Origin of the sequence: Rhizobium sp. WSM1274 (assembly GCF_025200775.1) — a bacterium.
Lineage (GTDB): Bacteria > Pseudomonadota > Alphaproteobacteria > Rhizobiales > Rhizobiaceae > Rhizobium > Rhizobium leguminosarum_I.
Window position 1 is genome coordinate 3,635,583 of the sequence record NZ_CP104138.1, and the last position, 20,425, is coordinate 3,656,007.

The following is a 20,425-nucleotide window of genomic DNA, read 5'->3' on the forward strand; positions in this document are numbered from 1 at the left end:
CCTGACCGTCGAGTGAGGCGGACGAACTTGGTCCACTTGTGCAATGGCGCTCAAAGCCGTCCGAGCGAGCGGCAATCGATGCCATTTCACCTCACAGGACTGAAGTAGAGCGGCACGATGGAGTGCCGAACCCGGAAGTCTCGTCCCGTGTTGACGTGCGTGTGGACCGATCGCCGGAACAACCCCTGTGTTATATCCTGGTCGAACTTGACATCTTCACGCGATCCAGTGAGTCGTGACTGGTATTCGGACAGTACAAGATCGGCCCTCTCTACGAAGCAGTAGATGATCATCTCCCCCGTATCTTGACCTGCGAGACCGGTGCTGTATCTGCGGTCTAGCTGCTCGAACCCAGCGAGCAGCCAGTCGTAGCCCTTGTGAATCTTCGCCTCGGCGATCCAAAGGAAATCGTCTCGGGCCTCGACAACGATGTCGCAGTGGCCTCCGTACTGCGTGTCGTGCGCCGCATCGAAGCCCATCGCCTTCATTGACGTAATTATTTCGATAGTCAGTAAGTCCTCCCCCATCGTCTGCCGTATGTGACTGGTCTTCACGAACTCCTGAGAAACCCAATCCACGGCCCGCTCGACCTGTGCCGCCCGCTGATCATGGGAGGTCGCCAGTATCATGTCGAGCATTATCTGAACGGGTGTCGAATGGCTTTGCGAGGCCTTGATGGATGCTATAGAGTCCTCGAGATCAGCCATCTGCGAGCTCACGTTGCAAAACCTCAGTTGGTGAGAAGAGTGGAACCACACGGGATTCGAAATCTGAAATTGGTTCCCTGGTCACGGGATGATAGAGCGTTCCGGTCCGTCGCGCCCCCGCGAGCTCCTCTAACGATAACTCATGCTCGGTACCGTCTTCGTCGATCAACATCGCATGCACTTGCAGCAATGGGCGTCTGGATCCGGTTAGCAGGTTCAAAGCAGCAAGGACATCCATGTCGACGGCATCTCTACCTGCTGCACGAGATAGAGATTTGAAGCTGAAGAACTGAGATTGGTGAACCGGCTGGGTTTTCAGAAAGCTGATGATATCAAGACATACTGGGCCGACCGAGAGCTCACCCCAGCTTCTTCGATACTCCTCCTCAATTTCCTCAAGCGTTGCGCCTCGGTCGATAGCTACGACAGTGTCGTAGAGACCGTAATGCCTCAATTCTTGATGGCTCTCTATGCCGGTGTAGCGCAACGAAGCATCTTCATATCTACGAAAAGCGAAGACAGCCTCGTTCATTCGCTCGGTGTTGAAGACTCTAAGACTAACCAAAAGGTGAAAGTCGGTGACCGTCAAACCGGTCACGGTCAGGAACAAGTCCGGCTCGATTTTGGTGATCACGTCCTGAAGAGTGTTCTCGCGGAAATCCGTCAGATACATGAAGGCCGGAATTCGCGTTGCGAACTTGATAAGTTTCTCCTGCACGAGCTTGCGCTTGGATTTATACTCCTTCTCGTCGTCGCTTAATTCCTTTTGCTCTTTCGCGGTCAGTTCGCCTTCCTTTGCCTTATGCTTGAGCTCCTTGACCTTGTCGCTCTTGTTTATGATGGTTTCGATGATGTTGTCACCAAGCGCTCGCCATCCCTCAATACGCTTGACGGCGTCCATCGCATCGGGATCCTTAAGAACGCGACCAAGAGTTGCGTTGTCCACATTCACCAGCAATGCCGATTCCCATTTGCGGGCAAGCAGTGTGGCGGAGGTGCCTGCCATCGCAATGTCGAGAATTCCGCCGGCGTCGACCTGCATCATGTTCGCGCCGTCATAGGCTAGCACGGGCAGGAAGGAGACAAGTTCCCGAACGGCATTTTCCGGGTTCGATTCACCCGGAGAGAGACCTATGCCATATTCCGACAACTGCCGCAGTGCGCGCATAGGCGCGAAGTCGAACACGAAGCAGACGGGCTTGAGGATTTCCTCGTCATTTGGGTCGTCGCCGTTAGGGTTCTTGATTGACCAGGGCGACTGCACTCGGAACGCTGCCTGGAAGTAAGTCTCCGGAGATTTCAGATTGCGCAACATCAGAATCGAGGACCACTGCGCCACTGTTACGCCCGTGGTCAGCTTTCCGCAGGAGAGTGTGATCGTCTTGGTATCGAAGCCACTGCCGACGGCCTGGCGAACCGGAGGCAAGGCGTCCAATCCGATCCCGGCCGATGCTCCGGCAGCAACGATCACCTTGTAATCGTGCCAGAAAGTATTGTGGCGCTCCGCCAGCAAGTTCGCCATCGCGTGGCAGGCGGCGACGTTAGGCAGGAACCAGAAACTGTGCTGCAAGTGGGGCAGGAGTCGCGTATCTGAGTATGGCCAAGGCGGGATGATACCCGCCTTGAGGCTGTCGAGTGATCGTGGCGCGTCGGGCGAATTGCGAATTACATTTAGCCACTTCTGGACCTCATCCTTGTGCTTGAACTGCGCGAACACGCCTGTCCCGTTGGCTGCGAAGAATTCGTTGAGATCAAACTCGTCGAACTCCCCGCCGCTCGCGATATGAGTAATTTCCGGCGGCATCTGGTAGGTGAGAAGCCGCATTTGCGGCAGCGCCCTATAAGGATTGCGCTTGCCGGGATTCTTTAACGGAAACTCAGCCTTAGCTCGCTGTTCGTCGGTGTAGGTCCAATTGAATATCTGCTCCTCGATGAACTCCCCCGCGGCGAGCGCTTTGAAGGGGGTGCCGGACAGATAAAGATAGGCTCGTGTGGTGATGGGCAGAAACCCCGCCTCGCTTTCAGATAGAATTCCCAAGTCCTCATTGACGTCCATGAGGTCGGTAGCATATTCGATGCTAGCCTCTTTCCTGGCGACGTCGGCATCCTCGCCTTCGAAAAGCTCCTTCGCCGTCTCGCGCCACGCTCCGAAATGATACTCATCAAACACGACCAAATCCCAAGCTGTCGTGTGGACCCATTCGTGACGGGCCTTGATGTTGCCCGCTCTGTCGCGGCCGAGCATGTCTTGGAACGACCCGAAAAACACCACCGGCTTGTCGCGCTCTATCTCACTCGGGTCGCGCCCGGACTTGCGTGAAAGGTATTGCCAGTGGCCAAAGTCAACGTGTGATTCTAGGTCGGTCTGCCAAGCATCCTCTACAGCGGGTTTGAAAGTCAGCACCAGCACCCGCTTCGAGTTCAGCTTCTTGGCAAGCTGATAGGTAGTGAAAGTCTTGCCGAAACGCATCTTTGCGTTCCAGAGAAAACGCGGAACGGCCTTCGCGTCTTGCTCCCACCGCGATTGAAAATACGTGTAGGTCTGTTCCACGGCCGCCGCTTGTTCATCGCGCGGGGGAAAGGTCTCGTGACGCGTGCCCGTCAATTCTTGACCCGTGCGTAGCTCGGTCAGCACGCTTTTCACGTCATTAACTGTACATCGCACCCATTCGAGCACTGGATTGTCGAAACCCCGACGCTTAAGAGCATTGCGCACGGCGTGGTCGGTGATGACGATGCCATTTTCAAGCTCGGCCGGCTCGTCGAGCTCGATGGTGTAATTGCTAATCGCTGCGGTTTTAAGCTGTTCGGCCACGCGCTGCCTCACGTCACGCGTCGTCTGACCGACCTTGAGCAACCCTTCGTGCGCCGTATCAGCAATGGTATAGGCATAGATGCGCGGCCGCGCTTCCGGCTTCGGAGTGAGAATTTCCTCGATGGTGGGTTTATTCACCATCCGGCTCCATCGGGCGGATCATGGTGTTGATGAACGCAATCTCTTCCTCCGTCAGACTGTATCTTTTGTAGAGCTCTTCATCAGTGCAGGCTTGATTCCAGTCTTGCTGCGGAACCCAGCGATAGACGCCCTTCATCGCATGTTGGCTTATCTTCCGCAAAGACACCAGAAATCTAACAAATGAGGTCTGCAGATAGCGTGCGACGGTTTCTGCCTGCGTTTGAGATTCTAGTGGCCCGGCTACGATCCAGGTCTGCGTGCAGACCGTGTTTGGCTCAGCAATGCTAGGCTTACCTAGAACCATGTCGGGCAGAATATGTCCGCCGCTGTTCCCTGGACCGGCCTGTGGCGCCAGCACTTTCCACGCATCAATGAGATGCGTATTCTTCGCTATGAGTGAGCGCATGATTGCGCCGCTCCGTCTGCCAGCATTCGAGCTTGCATAAACTTTGACTTCGTCTTCACCGGGCTCGCCAACCCTGAACGCCTTGAAGTTCGTGGCCAACCCGAATGGCGTGTCACCAGTGAGGAGGTTCTCGAAGCTTGGCTCGTCCTTTTCAAGAACCTTTTTGAGGATCCTCGCGGCACGCTCATCTCTAATGAAAACATCGTACTCGTTCAGCGTACGGGTACTCGGACCGACCACATCCTGATTGCGGACTAGCGTAACTGCACAGTCCCCGTCGTGTTCGCGATCCCACAAGAAGTAGCAAACGCCACTTTTTAGATCCACACCGGGAAACACCTGCGCCGAGTTCGGATAATCGACTAGGCTGCTCAAGTGCCGATTCCCAAGCATGGTCTTACGGAATTCATCCATACCCCGCCCGCCCGCCATCCAGCGAGATGGAATGACCATGCTAATGTAACGCGGCTCTAACTTTATGGCCTGCTCGACGAACAGGTGATAGATTGAGGAATCGTTGGTCCCCCCTCCGCCGCCGGTCATCTGATATGGTGGGTTCCCGATAATTACGTCAAACTGCATTTCGGCTCCGAACAGCCCACGTATGCGAGCTTTAACGTCATTGGTATGTATGAAAGCATAAGCGTGATTTTCCAACCCCGATTCACGGTCGAAAAGAGCACGTGGAGCACCGCAGTAAGAGCATTTAGCATCGCTCCAGGTATGCTCGACGCGTTCAAACCAGATGTTGCCGACAGCGCTCGCAAAGCTCTGGGCAACGGAGTGTTCGCCATTGGCCTGCTTGGAGCAGTAAAGGCTGCGCCGCGCCAGTAGGCTGGTAAGCTTGGTGATGCCTATGCCGAACACCTGCCGCGTCAGGATATGATCAACCCGTGTTTCCAAATCCGGGATTTCCGCTGCTAGCCCGCCGATCAGCCGCCTGGTGATCTCCCTCAGGAACACGCCGGACTTGGTGAAGGGGTCGAGAAAACGTACCGAACTATCGGCCCAGATCGACGCCCCGCCGCTACGTGCGGCCCATGCCTGGGCCAGCGTGTCGAGCATCCGGTTAGCGAACTCGGGCGGCGTGAAAACTTCGTCGTTGGAAAGGTTGGCGATACAGGTAAGAACATCGGGATTACGACCCCGCAGCGCAAATCCCGCCCGGTCGTTCATGCGGCTTCTCCCGAAATATCTCCGCCCGCCAGATCGCGGACTGTCACGGGAGGATATACTCTGGCCGGCTTAAATATTTCGTGTTGCCCAAGGTGAGAAAAAAGCGAGTCTTCCGTGCTAAAACTCGCCATGCCTGTAAGCACATCAAGTCGGAAGTCCCGCCGCTGGAACTTGCCTTTACCGAGATAGCCCCACTCCACAACCCGGATTGGTGCACCGCCGATGTCGCGCATAGTCATTGCATCGCCATGAACCAGATTGAGCGACAGCACGAAGGACGCGGCCCGATAAAATTCCGCTTCTTTGTCTAGTTTCAGATAAGCTGCGAAGACTTCCAGCATGTTGGCACGGCATTCGGCAACGTTGTCTTCAAGCAGTTCGATACCGTAGGCGCACATGAGCGCCAGCAGGGCGAAGTGACGCCTCTCGAAATCGGACTTACCAAACTTGAGCTCCACGGCGGCGAGTTTGCGTCGCAGAATGGGAACCAAGAAATTTCCGCTGCCGCAAGCAGGTTCCAAAAAGCGGGAATCGATACGTTCGGTCTCGCCCTGCACGAGATCGAGCATATTTTCGACCAGCCAAGACGGTGTGAATACCTCCCCGTGGTCGGCGACACGTTTTTTAGATTTGATCAGGCTCATGGTACCAACTTCCAAGAAAAGCTTCCTAGGCGGTTTTCAGCCCACTACTACAAACTTTCCGGGCTTCCCTACAACAGTCTAAAGACCGTGGAAGGAACTTTGGCTAGACGTCATGACGACGGCGCAAGATTAGCTTTGGCGGTCACTGATTCTCGACAACTGGCGGTTAAGCATTTATCCCCTATATTGCCAGAAAATCGACACCAAATCGGCCCGCCCCCGAATGCAGCCACTCACCTCCCAGCACATCGAGTCAGAGCTTAGCTACGCGTATCTCCATGCAGTCGCGAGCGCGGCGGGGATGGCATGTGATATCTGCGGACGACACGAGGACAATGCTGGCGCCGACGCACGCATTGTGGCGTGGGGGCCATTCCAAAATGGGGGGTATAGAACAGAAGTCGAACTGAAGGTGCAGCTCAAGGCTACGATCAGACCGCCAACGCTAACGAACGAACGCTTTTCCTATGGATTGAAAGGCATCCGGCGCTATGACGACCTGAGGGCAGAAACGCTGACGATCCCAAGGATCCTTGTTGTGCTGTTCCTTCCTCCAGATAGCGGCGAGTGGATTCACCATAGCGAAGAAGCATTGGTCTTGCGCAAATGCGCCTACTGGGTGAGCCTCAGGGGTGCGAAGGCGTCTTTGAACGACACCTCCCAGACAATTTACATTCCCGCGTCCCAACGGTTCGACGTCGATGGGCTCACGAGATTGATGGCGGACTTGTCTCGCGACGTGGTACCGTCCTACTCGGACGTGAATGGGGGCGAGGAATGAGTGCCGGGAAGTTCATACCGCCTATCGATCTTCGAGACTTCCTGAAGGCTGCTGGCTGGCGCGTGATCAAGGAAGGTCTGGCACACCGACAGTACGTGCTCGACCATGCCGACTACCCCCGGAGGCAGCTCATCTATCCGATGGACACGTCTGCGCCGGATTACGTCGAAGCCGTCGAACGTGTCGTAGAAAAGCTGGCGGATATTTCAAAGCGCAGCGTCCGCAGCATCTATTCGGCGTTGTCCAGTCTCCATGAGGATGTCCTTAAGCTTAGGGTATTTTTTGACGGCGACGACAGATCGCTCCCGCTGCCGTTCGCCTCGACGCTGGTTGCCAACACGGAAAAACTCTTGAAGGCGGGAGCTTGCACTGTGCTGCAGCCCAGGATCAGCCATCCGAAGCTTTCACTCGCGGAAGCGGTCCAGTTCATCGACCACTCCAAGTTCGGCCAGACAGAGGAAGGAAGTTTCATCCTGAGCGTCTCCTGCGCGATCAACGCGCTCGACGCGCAAGGCAAACTGCAGTTCGACGAGCAGGACGCGCCATTCGTGAGGCAGGTCACAATCTCGCTTCAGAACGCGATGATGCAGCTTGTCCAGGCTATCGAGGCCGACACTCTCGAAACGCTAGTGGACGAACTGCGCTCTTCTCCCTCTCCGATTATTTCCGCGAACCTATGCGACGCCCTGGCCGGTATGCACGACGAGCATATAAACAACGCACTCGACGTGGGGTTCGTCTGGTCGCCGAAGCGGGCCATTCCCGCGAGGGGCAACGTAGGGCTGATCCGCCTGCAGCGGGACTACTTCTCTCGCATCGACGATGTCCGGCGGGCATTGAAGGCGGACGAGGACGACGAGGAGGATTCCTTCATAGGGACAGTCGAACGGATGGAGGGCGTCATGGGCACCGATGGACGGCGCGCAGGTCCGGTCATGCTTGCGCTACTTCTTCCGGACGGCGAGACGGTACGAGCAAGGGTCGATCTGAATGCCGAGGACTACCTCAAGGCCAATGCCGCCCATCTCCGACACGGATCATACGTTCGCCTGAGCGGAAGGCTTCGTCAGGGCCGCCAGCCTAGACAACTCGCCAACGTTCAAAAATTCGAGTGGCTTTCTGCGGAGCAGCCCGCTCTGTCAGTCGGTGAATCTCAGACGTAGTTTCGTCGGTCTGACGTCTCCGAACTTGGGATTGAGTATCAATGCGCCGCTTCACCGCGCCTACGCGGGCACGGCCTGGCCGAGCGACCTCCAAAACGACGCCATCGACGACGTTATCGCGACGGCCTGTAGGCGTGAGTTCTCTCGAGTCGACTAGCGCCCCCGCCGGCTTCGGAACCAAGCCTCCGGATGCTCGTTGCGCCTCGCTCGAATGTCCCTTGGACGAGAAGAACATCAACTTCTCGTTTCCTGGAGCCGCGGACGGATCGTTTTCCGAGAGACTCTGCGATGCCGTGATGAACGAATGGACGGTCGACGCAGACTTCTACGTGGACATGCACGGCGGTGATCTGCGAGAGAACGTATCAAAGTTCACGATCTACCAGCGTACCGACGACGCACTTCTTCAGGAACGAGCGAAGAAGATGGCGCTGTGCTTCGACACGGACATGATTGTCGGACTACCGGTCCATCGCGGAGAACCTTCCCGCGACTGCAATTTAACTGCGATTTGTGCACAGGAACTCCGACTACCACCACTTGCAAATTCTCTTGCCGTGCCCCTCAATGCGTGTTGGAGAGGGCACAATGAAAAAACCGAAAGATCAAAAGTTTCTCGACAGATACCACGGTCTGCGTCGCCTGTTCGCCGGCGACAAACTGGGTAGATCGGCAATCTGGCACGGTACCGACGCCGCCGGAAGAAGTGTTCTGATCAGACAATGGCCTCGGCAACACAAGCAGCAAGACGAAGAACTGGAGGACATCTGGCGCAGCGAGATAAGGCAGCTACACAGCCTCGCCGCTCTCCCCGCGGCAGGTGAGTTGATAACGCGCTTGCTGTCAACCGGAAAGGATGGCGAGGGGTTTTATCTAGTTTTGGAAGCGGGAGACGCCTCTCCGCTTCAGACACTCCTCGACGCATCGCGAAGAAACAACATGCTAGTTTCGCATCGCATGCCGCAGGTCCGCGCCTTATTGTGGAGGAACTTCCGACGCCTGATCGAAGGGGTCGAGCTTCTACATTCTCAGGGGACGCTGCACCGGAACATCGATCCCTGGTCGGTCATGACGGACTTCTCCTCCGATCCGGATTTCCGTCTGACAGGATTCGAGTGGTCGATGCGCATCGCGAAGACGGCAGAGCCTTTGAAAAAGGGGTCGGTTAGGCCAGCTCCACGTACCCGCGCCACATCGTCTTTCCTCGGAGACTGGAACGACCTCGCTCTGCTGATCGCGACAGTATTGGAGATACCCGCGGCGAAGCTTGCCGATCTTCGCCTGCCTCCGTCGGCCGTGACGGATCACACGACAGCCGCCGAGGTCCGACTCCTAAGAACGATGCTCGGCCTAATCCCGGTCGATCGCTTGGACAGCGACGAGCTGTTGAGGCAGCTCGATGCGATCATTACGACGTCGGTCGCCGACGCATCGCGTAAGGACGCCCAACTGCACCTTGCCCTTTCCCTTGGGCACAATAGCAAGCTTACCGATAAGATCAGAGCAGCAACAGGAAGATCCATCGACGTCTCCGACATCAGCAAGCAAATCGACTTCATCGCCTCGGACTTGGGCGACGCTCCGCTTCTCGTTTGCTGCCAGCCCGAGTACGGCGCCGTGAACTATCAGCTTTGTGGTGGTCTGCTAAATTACAAGATTCGCCCTTGGAAGCAGCCAAACTCAACCGAAGCGGAGACCTGGGAATTCGCACGTTGCGAAGACGCCGACACGGATCCTCCGTCGCACCTCACGGTTCGCGCCAGCAAGGCGATCGATCTCGCCAGTCTCGACTTTATCAGCCGCGTAGACGCGCGCGAATCCTTCCCCCGGCTCCGGGGCCGAACGCTTTCCTGGCAGGCGGAACTGAAGGCTCTGGAAGCAACCAGCGCCAAAAAGACGGAGGAACAGCAGACGTACCAGGCAATCGTGCTCCTATTCCTGATCGAACTGGCGTATTCGGCGGCTGACATCTTTCCTGTCCGGGTGATGACGGACGCCAACGCCGCGCAGCGCGGCGACACGTTCCGCATTCATGTCAAAAGCGAACGCGATGAGCCGCGGCAGAAGCTGTCGGACGCATTGAAGCTCCATTCGCCCGCAAGGCGACTGTCGCAGATTCTCGATAGCGGAGACCTTAGGGAGGAAAACGCATGGATGCTTCTCGAACGTGGCGAGCTCGGCGAAACGGTGCAGATGACGCAATGGCGCTTGGTGGATCCAGAACGCGATGAAAACGCGGGCGCGTTCGAACTCGAAGGAACCAAGCCTCCGCAGATCGACGGATCGGCCTATCTGGCAAAGGCTCAAGCCGGAACGATCGTCCAGCTAAAGCGGCGCCTTCGAGCCCTCGTTGAACTGGGCAGGCACACCGAGCTCCTAAAGATGTTGAATGATCCTCGCGGTGGAATCGACGACAGTCAGGACAAGCTCGACATGAAGGACGACGAGTTTGCCAACCTGGATAAGTCCAAACAGAAAGCGCTGGAGCGGATATTCGCCACCGTACCGCTCTTTCTCGTCCAGGGACCGCCTGGCGTCGGCAAGACCTACGTCGTGAGCGAGATTGTCCGTAGACGGCTTGAAGACGAGGCTACATCAAGGTTTTTGCTGACGGCCCAGAGCAATGCCGCCATCGACCACCTGATGGATGAAATTCGACCGCTGTTCAGAAACTCGGACAACCCTCCGATGATCGTACGCGCTCGCTCGATAGAGGACGATCGCAAGGCGCAAGGCGTCGAAACAGAACACGTCGCTGCCAAAATCGTAAAAGAGCTAGCGGCGAGTCCGTTGGTGAAGGAGGGAACGCCGACGGTGCAGGAGCGCGTGCAGGCGCTTGCCCTGGAATATGGGGGACAGCAGGGAAACGGGAAGGCAAAAAAACGCGCTCGAACTTCCTCGGACAAGCGCGCGATCGAGAGTATGATTCTTCGATCCGCGAACCTCGTATTCGCGACAACGAATTCGGCTGCCGTCGAGACGTTGATCTTAGACCGAGGCCTTTTCGACTGGACGATCGTCGAGGAGGCGGGCAAGGCGACCGGCAGCGAGCTCATATCGCCTCTTCTTCTTTCTCACCGGCGACTTATGATCGGGGACCACAAACAGCTCCCCCCTTTCGACTCCGAGCGTGTCGAGAAGCTGCTCGCCGATCCAGAGGCTGTGAAGTCGGTGCTGAAGGCGGGAGAGGAACTGATCTCGCGGCAGTTGAAAGATGCCCTACTGGAGGAACTGCTTTCCGACGTCCAGCAAGAGAGCAGCGACTTTCCTGCTATCTGCGCGCTCGCCCTGCGGTTTCTGAAAATGTTCGGATCCTTCGTGGAGGAGGATTACGCTTTTCAGGAAAAGCACTCCTCAGCGCGTCCGATCGCGCAGAAGCTACTTGAGCAGCATCGAATGCATCCAGCGATCGCCAAGATCGTCTCCGAATGCTTCTATGAGGGCACGCTGAAAAACTATGAGAAGAAGGAGCGCGAGTTTCTAACATCCGATTCCCCGGTCGTCCTGAAGATTGGAAATCAACGGGCGCCCATCTCGGTGATCGACATGCCCTACAGCCGTAAGAAAGTCGAGCATGCCGCGTTCGCAGACGCGGCGCCGAACTGGCGGAACGACAAGGAAGTCGACGCGGCATTACAGGTTCTCAAGGAACTCGAAGCCCGGCCCGGCAACGATGGAAAGAAACCCAGCTTGGCAGTTCTCTCTCCTTATGCAGAGCAGGTAAGGCGGCTGAAGACTGCCATCAGCGCCGCCATCGACGCCGGGGAACTGGACCTATCCGCGTTCGCTCCCGCTGTAGGCGGGAGCGAATTCGTCGGTACGGTCGACTCCTTCCAGGGAGATCAGGCCGATTGCGTCGTCATAAGCCTTGTCCGAAACAACGAGCACACCAATCCAGACAAGGCGCTCGGGTTTCTCACGAAGAGCCATCGCATGAACGTCCTTCTCAGCCGAGCGAAGTGGAAAATGGTTCTGATTGGGTCCAGGGAATTCTACGAGTACGTCCTCTCCAACGGCGAACTGCCCGATGTGGATCTGAGCTTCTTCCGCAAGTTTTACGCGGCCGTAACCGAGACCCCAAAGGAATCGGTAGAGACGATCACGTACATGTCGCTGGGAGAGCTAAAATGAGAGCTGTACACATTATCTTTCCCGTATTGCGCGGAGCGAGAAAATTTAAGATCGAGAAGGGTCGTCGGTGGAGCGTGATCGAGCACCTGATACTCCAGGCGCTTGCAACGCGGCCTCGCTCGGCCCGTGAACTCTCGGAGGACTCAGGTGGACTGCCACGACGAGTTATCATCGAGGCAATAACGCGCCTGATGCGGGCGGGCTGGGTGGAACTGCTCTCGTCCGGATCGACGGTCGTCTTCGACGCGACCAACATAGGCAAGGCAAGGTCCGTTGACCAGGAACTCCCGTCCGCGATCACGCCTACGAACAAGTGGCGTAGCTTCCAGATCGATGCGCATACCGGAGCCGCTTTTCGGGTGGGCGATCTAACGACCCTCCACTACAACGCCGTGCCGCAAACTACAGACGAGCAGATCGTCCATTTTCTTGACAGGCCAGCGATCGAAAGCGAGGACCTCGGAGAGATATTCAACGCGATCGAAGGCCAAGACGAGCTTATCGTCGGAGTGCATCCTTCCGCCACAAGGCTCTCCCGAACCAACGGGATCGTGACGTACCGCCACGGCGTTCCCGAGGGAATTCCGTCCAAAGCGCCCAAAGCTTTCGTCGATTTTATAGAAAACGAATACGCAAAAGTCCGTGAGCTGGAAAAGACACTACCTGAACCTTCACGGCCCGCCGTCGCAGCGGCAACAAGGGAGAGTTCCGACAACAGCTATCTGTTCGACAACACGGATCTCATCCTTGACGGCAAAGGACACGAGGAAGCGCTCTCAAAGCTGATTAAAAGTGCGGATACGAGAATCCTGATCCACTCGGGATTTGTTACCACGAACGTCGACGCAGTACTTCCAAAACTGCTTGCTGCCGCCGGACGATCGGTCAGGATTGATCTCTTCTATGGTCAAGACGAGGCGGAAGGGGCCCGAACAAGCAGCGAGTTGGCGATAGAACATCTCAAGAAGAAGATTGCCGGCACGGGCGTCCGCGAGATGTTTCACATCCACCCCTTCTCCACGGAGTCGCATTCAAAAATCGCGATCGCTGACGACCGACAGGCTGGATGGACGGCGATTGTCGGCTCCTGCAACTGGCTTGCGGCTGACTACAAGAGCTTTGACGCGTCGGTTCGCCTTCGCGATCCGCGACTCGTCGGACAGCTCCTAAAGATCTTGGGAAAGATGGCAAAGGGACGCGTCGGCGTCTGGAACGACACAAATGTCGCGGGCCTATTCGTCCTGGGACGATCTGTAGAGCGACTGCCGGCGAAGGGAGGAAGAAAAGCGCAAATCGATCTTTTGTTCACTGGCGATCATGCCCCTCTTGTTATGGAGGCTGCCCGGATGGCGAGGGAGCGCGTGTTCGTCCTCAGCCACCAGTTCGGCATCGCGGGCCGTCCTGTCACCATCTTCCCTCTGATGGACTCAGCCAAATCGTCGGGAATCGACGTCTCCGTTTTCTACGGCAAATCTTCCGGAAAGAGGGGGGCCGGCAAGATGACGGCCGAAGAACTGCTGGATCTGCGCCAGCGATATGGAGAAGCGGGTCTGGTGCTTAGGTCGGTAGAGCGTCCTCGTCTCCATGCTAAGGTGCTTGGATGGGATCGTGACGAGATCGCGATCACCAGCTTCAACTGGCTTTCCGTCGATCCAAACGATCAGAAGCCATTGCGAGAGATCGGCGTGAGGATCAAGTCTAACCGGATTGCGGAGCAGTTCCTCCAAGACTTTGATCGCGCGCAATGGTAAAGGGCCGCTCGCAGACAGCTAATGGTCTTGCGCAAGAGCGGTCTCATTGCCAGGTTCCTTAAGGCAAAGCTGCATGTCGAATGGAGCCATGGGTCTGGTAAGAGCGCGGTTCAGACTCCGCTGAGCGCGGGGATGAGTACTGCGGGGGGCCTTATGCCAATGCGCAATGCCGAGCTCTCGTCGGCAGCGCTATTGAAAAGGGGGTGATAACGCTGCTCGAGCGCCGCTTCGAAGAGAGATCGAGTACCCAAATTTTGACGCATCAAAACTGGAGTTGATAGAATTCCAGGCACCATGTCCGCGACACATAGCATGTCGATCACAAATGACGTTTTGAAAACGACGCCGAAATATAAGTGCTCGTGGGCGTTCCCCCACGTTGGATCAATGACGTGCCCCTGTTGATCGACTAGCCAGGCGTGCTGCATAGGTATGAGCTGTCCAGGCTTGGTCGTAGCGAAGCCTTCGGCGTAGAAAAGCTCCTCACGTCCGGGTGAAGCAGGGAGAACCGCCTTCACGCAGTTTGCGTAGCACTGACGCTTCTGCCCTGCAGGCACATAAGCAGGACGGTCTCGAACGCCCGCCATGGGCCTGCCATAAGCGAGAAGCGCAGTTTCTGGGCCGAAGTAGGATTCGCTGGCACCATCGGCGAGCCAGCCTATATGGTCTCTGATGATCCTGTCCGTATATCCGCTATCTGTCACGTCGGGTCCTTTGCGTCGATTGGACCAGGGTGGCGCCGAAAGTTGGCGGCGTCAACACGTGGAATCCACACTCAAAGGATTGGATCGCGAAACGACCTTCCTGAATCCTTGGATGTTCGGTTGAACAGCACCCAAAGAAGTACGAGCAAGACTTGACGGGTTTCTAACTAATCGACGCTCACGGCCACCCGCTTCCTGCTCGTCAAGCATAATTTCAAAAGGCTTTCGGGGGAGTTGAGAAGATCGATCATCGTCGCGACGTCGCGAATTCGCAGGACCATTTCATGAATTGCCAAGACGCCGAGCAGCTCCCCAGCCGGATTCAATCGTTCGAAAAGCGTCGCGATAGGTGCGCACATCTGATTGCGCGGCCTCGAGTGTGGCGGCGAAGTGGAGCCCCACATCCGATCCGGAAATGATCTCATGGCAGTAAACGACGAATTCAACGCGATTTCGGCTACCATTCATGTCATGGTCTCTCTCGGCCGATTACGATTGTGAATCCTTGCTTGGCGACGTCAACGCGCTCATTTTTTGCCAATCAGTAGCTTGCGGTGCGTTTGTTAGCGCTGGCTTGTCGGTGTCGCTCGTTCAAGCTCCTGCAAGGTCGATGCCGGAACTATCGATCATGTTTTTGCAGACCATGCAATTCCAACAATTTCTCGTAGTGCTCTTCGACTCTGCGGCATTGCTTCACGCGACATTCCCTTCCGTCCGCTGTGAGGCACTATGTGCTTTCGCACCCACGGGACATGGATGATGTTCCATTTCCACATGCCCGTCTTGCCAAAGCTGGTTTGATCTAGCTGGATGCGGCCAAAAGACTGCTCACCGTCGAACCCGGTGAAATCCTTCTCCTGGCCACGTCTGGCGCCATCTGTATTTGGGCTATTCATCACTCACACGACGTAGCCTCACCGAAAGACGATTAATGGCCGAGCTGGGCTTCTGCCGATATCATCTCGATGAATTCGGCGCTGGTCATGATCCTGGTTTCGTGGAAACCAAGTTCACTGACGAAGGTGACCGCCCAGAGCGCACTGTCGACCTGAACTGCGATATGAAACGATCTCATCGTTGCCTCCTTCATTCGAAGAAGACAGCACGGCGGTCAGGACGGGTCGACCCGCAAATCTGCGAGTGCCCCATCGGCGACCGTCGAGCGATGTTGCTAAGTGTTCTCGTCTAACCCGAAGTCAATAACTCGTATTGGGCAATTGCTTTTTAAGACATTGCTGATGGTATGGCGGCATGACGAAGCCGTCGAAACCAAAGCCGCTTCTGCAGGATGCCGAGAAGCCTATTCGATCCCGGCCTCGCAAAGCGCGAGATCCAGCGCAGCCGAATCTTCCCTTGGACCCTATGCCAGATCGCATTGAGCCGTGTCTTGCGCTTCTGAAAGCAAGACCGCCGAAGGGCGACGGTTGGGTTTATGAGATCAAATGGGATGGCTATCGCCTGTCGGTTCATGTCGAGCCGACGCGCATTCGCATCCTGACGCGCGGCGGCCATGACTGGACGGATCGTTTCCTGGCAATCAAGCAGGCGGCATTGTGGCTTCCTGTTGGCACGGCAATCCTCGACGGCGAAGCGGTGGTTCTCGACGAGCAGGGAAGGTCGGATTTCAGCCTGCTGCAACAATCGCTGGGTGGGCGGGGCGGCAAGAAGAGCTCAAGCGACGCCGTCTTCATGACTTTTGATCTGCTTTATTTCGACGGCCACGATCTCAGAAACTCCGAACTCGACATGCGTCGGCATCTGCTCGAGGACCTGGTGCCGGCCGGCGAGCTGGGCGATATCCGGCTCTCTGAGGAGATTGAGGCCGATGGCGATCAGTTGCTGGCGAGCGCCTGCGAACATGGCCTGGAAGGCATCATCGCCAAGCGCCGCAACGCGCCCTATCGCAGCGGCCGCCTGGGCGACTGGCTGAAGATAAAGTGCACCCAGAGTGACGGCTTCGCGATCGTCGGATATGAGAAGTCGACGGCATCGTTCGGTGGCATCGGCCGACTGCTACTCGCAGCGCGCAAAGGAGATGAGCTCGTCTATGTCGGGGGAGTGGGGACCGGCTTTAATGAACGATCCGCCGCCGAGCTCCGGAAGCAGATGGACAAGCTGATCATCAGCAAGCCCGCCGTTGATACGGGGAGGAAGCGAAACGCGGTCTTCATCGATCCCAAACTTGTTGCCGAGGTCGAGTATCGGGCATGGACGCATGACGGCAAGCTGCGGCACGCGTCCTATAAGGGCCTGCGCGAGACCTCAGACGACACGGCCATTTACGAGATCAAATAAGATGTGCGCAACGCAACAAGCAGGGCGAATTGATGGGCTGCTGCCGTGGGATCACTAGGGAAGCAATTTTTGCCGTAGCCCCAATTTTCCAACAAAAGGAAAGTGTTCGGATTCGCAAAAAAATAGAGCATTTCCGCTACTCAAACCAAGGCGGAAATGCTCTCGTAGGTTAGTGCGTAGCACACTTTGCGCTGCGCACCGCTTGCACCTCACAAGTGCCTATTCATCGGGCGTCGCCGGAGCGGCGTCCTCAAGTGAGGTGCGGATTTGATCAATTTTCCCATTTGCGTCGCCAACCCCCAGAATGGTCTTGGCCTGGCTCAGAACCGCCGGACTGACTTCACTGGTTTTCGTTGCGGAAGCCAATGCGTCCTCCAGCGCCTCATCCCCCAATAGCGGGTCATCGGCTGCGGGCTCGATTCCATTGTCGAGCTCATACTGGGCATAAGCCACGGCATAGGCCGAAATGGCGGTCATGCGTGGGTCCGACGTATGCATCAATGCCTTATAGTTCCCCTTCAAGGAGTTCAGGCCCGCAAGTTGCGCCGACAGGTTCTTTTCTTTGGTGCTGACTTTGGTCTCGTCTGTCTTGACTTGTTGCCATTTGATGTTGCGCGGATTGCCATTCGATCGGGCCTGGGTGGAAGACGGCAAGCTGAGGCATGCGTATTACAGAGGGCTGCGCGACGTGGCTGATGTGGCGACTGTTTATGAGCTGGCGTAATCGCTCGGGCTGGCTTTGAAGCCCCTACAACTTGCCTGAAGTCGGCAAGGAATTGTTCAAGCCTGAGGAGAATTTAGTTGAGCCGGCAGGTTGTCATCCTTCTGTGCCTCACCTACCGTATTGTTCCGTAAACGATTCCGGGGACTTTCATGTGCCGCAATATGCTAGGACGAGCCATCAACAAGATGGCCGCCACATGTCTGACTCTGCGAGGTCTGTTGATCGTTGCCTCGGGGGCGGCGCTGGTGGCGCTCTCCGCAGGAGCGGCATCGGCCCAAACCGCTGTTTGGACCGGCGCGACAAGCAATGACTGGACGAACGGGAACAACTGGTCGACCGGCACCGCTCCTGCGGCAGGTCAAACTGTCAACATCGGCGCAGCAGGTGCAAGTCGGCCGGATGCAATCCTCGGCGTCAGCGGGCCAATGGTCGTCTCGGCAGGCTCCATAAACGTGGGCCAAGTCGCGGGTGTGCCTGGCACACTCACGATCCAGAACGGCAGCCGTTTGTCCAACACAAGCACCGCCCGGCTTGCGGTCGTAGCCGGAAGCTCCGGGACCGTCACCGTGACCGGCTCTGGATCGCAATGGACCATACCACTTGGAACGTTTTATGTCGGCTTTCAAGGCACTGGCACCCTGTACATTAAAAACGGCGGGCAAGTTACGACGGGTTCAAATACAGTCCTTGGCGGTGGTATTGCAGCTTCGGGCATCCTCAACATCAGCAGCGGCGGCACGTTGCAGACCCTGTCCCTGCGGGGCGGGCCCGGCGCGAGCCAGGCCAATTTCGACAATGGTATTTTGCGCGCGACAGCCGCCAACGCGACCTTCATCAACGGATTTTCCGGCACTGAACTCAACCTGCTCGCCGGCGGGCTGACGATCGATACTGCCGGCTTTGCTGTGGGAACCGACGCGGCGTCGGGGTTTTCAGGCGTCGGCGGCCTGAGTGTCACCGGTGGCGGTATCTTCAGCCTTCTGGCAAGCAGCATCTATACCGGCGAGACGCAGATCGACTTCGGCAGTGGCCTCGCGCTATCCGGCGCCGGCGCCATCGCCAATTCCAGCCGGGTTGTCGCCGACGGCACTTTTAACGTTTCGGCGGCCGCGGCCCCGACCATCCAGAGCCTGGCCGGCAGCGGCAGCGTCCTACTCGGAGCCCAAACCCTGACGATCGCCAATGCCAACGACACCTTCGCAGGCGTCATCGGCGGCACGGGCGGACTGACCGTCACCGGCGGCAATCAGACGCTTTCCGGCGTCAACACCTATACCGGCGCGACGACGGTGAGCGCTGGCCGGCTGGCCGTCAACGGCTCGATCACCAGCGCGCTGACGACATCAGGCACCGGCATTCTCGGCGGCACCGGCACGATCTTCGGCGATACGACCAATGCCGGCACGATCGCGCCCGGCAATTCGATCGGCACGCTGACCATCACAGGCAACTATACCGGCACTGGCGGCACCCTCGAGATCGAAACAATCCTTGGCGGCGATGCCTCGCCATCCGACCGTCTCGTGGTGACGGGCAATACCGCAGGTACGACTAATGTCACGGTCATCAATCTCGGTGGCGGCGGCGCGCAGACGGTCGAGGGCATCAAGATCATCGATGTCGGCGGCATATCCGCCGGCAACTTCTCGCTGCTCGGGGATTATGTCTTCGAGGGTGATCAGGCCGTGGTCGCGGGGGCATATGCCTACCGCCTCTACCAGGGCGGCGTCAGCACGCCTGCCGATGGCGACTGGTATCTGCGCTCGACCGAGCTTGACCCCGCGGGCGCCGAGATCGGGCCGATCTATGCGCCCGGAGTGCCGGTCTACGAGGCCTATGCCGGCGTGCTGCAAAGCCTCAACCAGTTCGGCACGCTACACCAGCGCACCGGTGGGCGGATGCTCGACGGTGATCGATCCGCAGACCAGGACGGCAACACCGCCGCCAGGGGGATCCAGACCCGCATCGGCGGTAACCGTTCGCACTTCGAGCCGGAAAGCTCGACCACCGGCACCGACTATGAGGTCAGCAGTTGGACGCTGCAGGCCGGTGTCGACGGAGTGCTGCGCGAAAGCGAGGCCGGTGCTCTGATCGGCGGGATCAACTTTCATATGAACACCGCTTCGGCCGACATCTCCTCGCGCTTCGGCAAGGGCGACATCGACACCACGGGCTATGGCTTCGACGGCACCTTGACCTGGTACGGCAAGAGCGGCTTCTACGTCGATACGCAGGCTGCCGTCACCTGGTACGACAGCGACCTCAAATCCTCGACACTTCAAACTTCGCTTGCCGACGGCAATGACGGCTTCGGGTATGGCCTCAGCATCGAAGCCGGACAAAGGATCGCTCTGACGAGCCAATGGTCGGTGACGCCGCAGGCGCAGCTCGCCTATTCCTCGGTGCGCTTCGACAGTTTCACCGATGCCTATGGCGCCGATGTCTCGCTTGACGACGGTGACAGCCTGACAGGCCGCCTCGGCGTCTCGGCCGATTTTGACAGCGAGTGGAAGGATGCCTCCGGAAAGACCAGCCGCTCGACGCTCTACACCATCGCCAATCTCTATTACGACTTCCTCGACGGCTCGGATGTCGACGTCTCGGGGACCAGCGTCGTCAGCGAAAACCAGGCCCTCTGGGGCGGTCTGGGCCTGGGCGGATCACTCAGTTGGTCCGACGAGCGTTATGCAGCCCACGGTGAAGCCTTTGCCCGCACCAGCCTCAAGGACTTCGGCGACAGCAACACCATCGGCGCAAAGATCGGTTTCACTGTGAAGTGGTAGGTGCGACCGCGCCGCGGAGAGCGGCATCAGACCGAACTATGACTGCTTCTCGTATTCCAGCTCGGCTATTTCGTCGGCCAAGGTGACTACGTGCTCGCTTAGACCATCAGCGACATTGTCGAGAAGCTGAGCCAATTCGGGGTCGCTCTCGGCGGCGCAACATTCTGCGGACTAGAAAAGGCGTTAGAAGCTCGCCAGTCATCG

General features: G+C 57.4%; 12 protein-coding genes and 2 pseudogenes. 6 read left to right on the forward strand and 8 right to left on the reverse strand.

Annotated elements, in window-relative coordinates; genetic code table 11:
* Nucleotides 1-86: 86 nt before the first annotated feature.
* The 4 genes from N2600_RS18150 to N2600_RS18165 are packed head-to-tail and all read right to left on the reverse strand — an operon-like array spanning nt 87 to nt 5,889.
* Nucleotides 87-707, reverse strand: coding sequence for a hypothetical protein (locus N2600_RS18150; RefSeq protein ID WP_260297002.1), 621 nt, complete (start codon nt 705-707; stop codon nt 87-89).
* On the reverse strand, nt 700-3,660 hold the full coding sequence (locus N2600_RS18155) for a DEAD/DEAH box helicase family protein (protein ID WP_260297005.1): 2,961 nt from the start codon (nt 3,658-3,660) through the stop codon (nt 700-702). Before N2600_RS18155 ends, N2600_RS18150 begins: the two co-directional genes overlap by 8 nt.
* On the reverse strand, nt 3,653-5,245 hold the full coding sequence (locus N2600_RS18160; RefSeq protein WP_260297006.1) for an Eco57I restriction-modification methylase domain-containing protein: 1,593 nt from the start codon (nt 5,243-5,245) through the stop codon (nt 3,653-3,655). Before N2600_RS18160 ends, N2600_RS18155 begins: the two co-directional genes overlap by 8 nt.
* Entirely contained in the window at nt 5,242-5,889 is a 648-nt protein-coding gene (locus N2600_RS18165; protein WP_260297007.1) for an SAM-dependent methyltransferase, read from the reverse strand. Before N2600_RS18165 ends, N2600_RS18160 begins: the two co-directional genes overlap by 4 nt.
* Before the next feature lie 223 nt (nt 5,890-6,112).
* On the opposite strand from N2600_RS18165, the gene N2600_RS18170 reads away from it, so the two are divergent.
* From N2600_RS18170 to N2600_RS18185, 4 genes are all read left to right on the forward strand, one after another.
* Entirely contained in the window at nt 6,113-6,670 is a 558-nt protein-coding gene (locus tag N2600_RS18170) for a DUF4365 domain-containing protein (RefSeq protein WP_260297009.1), read from the forward strand.
* Nucleotides 6,667-7,833, forward strand: a complete 1,167-nt coding sequence (locus tag N2600_RS18175; RefSeq protein WP_260297011.1) for a hypothetical protein — start codon at nt 6,667-6,669, stop codon at nt 7,831-7,833. The genes N2600_RS18170 and N2600_RS18175 overlap by 4 nt, the downstream gene beginning before the upstream one ends.
* A gap of 588 nt (nt 7,834-8,421) precedes the next feature.
* The gene (locus N2600_RS18180; RefSeq protein ID WP_260297012.1) at nt 8,422-11,964 is read left to right on the forward strand and encodes an AAA domain-containing protein; all 3,543 of its coding nucleotides are present in this window, start codon (nt 8,422-8,424) and stop codon (nt 11,962-11,964) included.
* Nucleotides 11,961-13,715: a phospholipase D-like domain-containing protein gene (locus tag N2600_RS18185; protein WP_260297014.1), complete on the forward strand. Its 1,755-nt coding sequence runs from the start codon at nt 11,961-11,963 to the stop codon at nt 13,713-13,715. Before N2600_RS18180 ends, N2600_RS18185 begins: the two co-directional genes overlap by 4 nt.
* Nucleotides 13,716-13,825: 110 nt before the next feature.
* Here N2600_RS18185 and N2600_RS18190 read toward each other — a convergent pair whose 3' ends face one another.
* From N2600_RS18190 to N2600_RS18200, 3 genes and pseudogenes are all read right to left on the reverse strand, one after another.
* On the reverse strand, nt 13,826-14,419 hold the full coding sequence (locus N2600_RS18190) for a hypothetical protein (protein ID WP_260297015.1): 594 nt from the start codon (nt 14,417-14,419) through the stop codon (nt 13,826-13,828).
* 619 nt (nt 14,420-15,038) lie between these two features.
* Nucleotides 15,039-15,307: pseudogene (locus N2600_RS18195) on the reverse strand (hypothetical protein); the annotation flags it as partial.
* Between the two features lie 40 nt (nt 15,308-15,347).
* Nucleotides 15,348-15,494, reverse strand: coding sequence for a hypothetical protein (locus N2600_RS18200; protein WP_260297016.1), 147 nt, complete (start codon nt 15,492-15,494; stop codon nt 15,348-15,350).
* 176 nt (nt 15,495-15,670) lie between these two features.
* On the opposite strand from N2600_RS18200, the gene ligD reads away from it, so the two are divergent.
* Nucleotides 15,671-16,714, forward strand: coding sequence for a non-homologous end-joining DNA ligase (gene ligD, locus N2600_RS18205; protein ID WP_260297017.1), 1,044 nt, complete (start codon nt 15,671-15,673; stop codon nt 16,712-16,714).
* A 219-nt stretch (nt 16,715-16,933) separates the two neighbouring features.
* On the opposite strand, the pseudogene N2600_RS18210 reads toward ligD, so the two are convergent.
* Nucleotides 16,934-17,320 (reverse strand): annotated as a pseudogene (locus N2600_RS18210) (hypothetical protein); the annotation flags it as partial.
* Between the two features lie 543 nt (nt 17,321-17,863).
* Between N2600_RS18210 and N2600_RS18215 the strand changes: the two are divergent.
* Nucleotides 17,864-20,221, forward strand: a complete 2,358-nt coding sequence (locus N2600_RS18215) for an autotransporter family protein (RefSeq protein ID WP_260298846.1) — start codon at nt 17,864-17,866, stop codon at nt 20,219-20,221.
* Nucleotides 20,222-20,425: the final 204 nt, after the last annotated feature.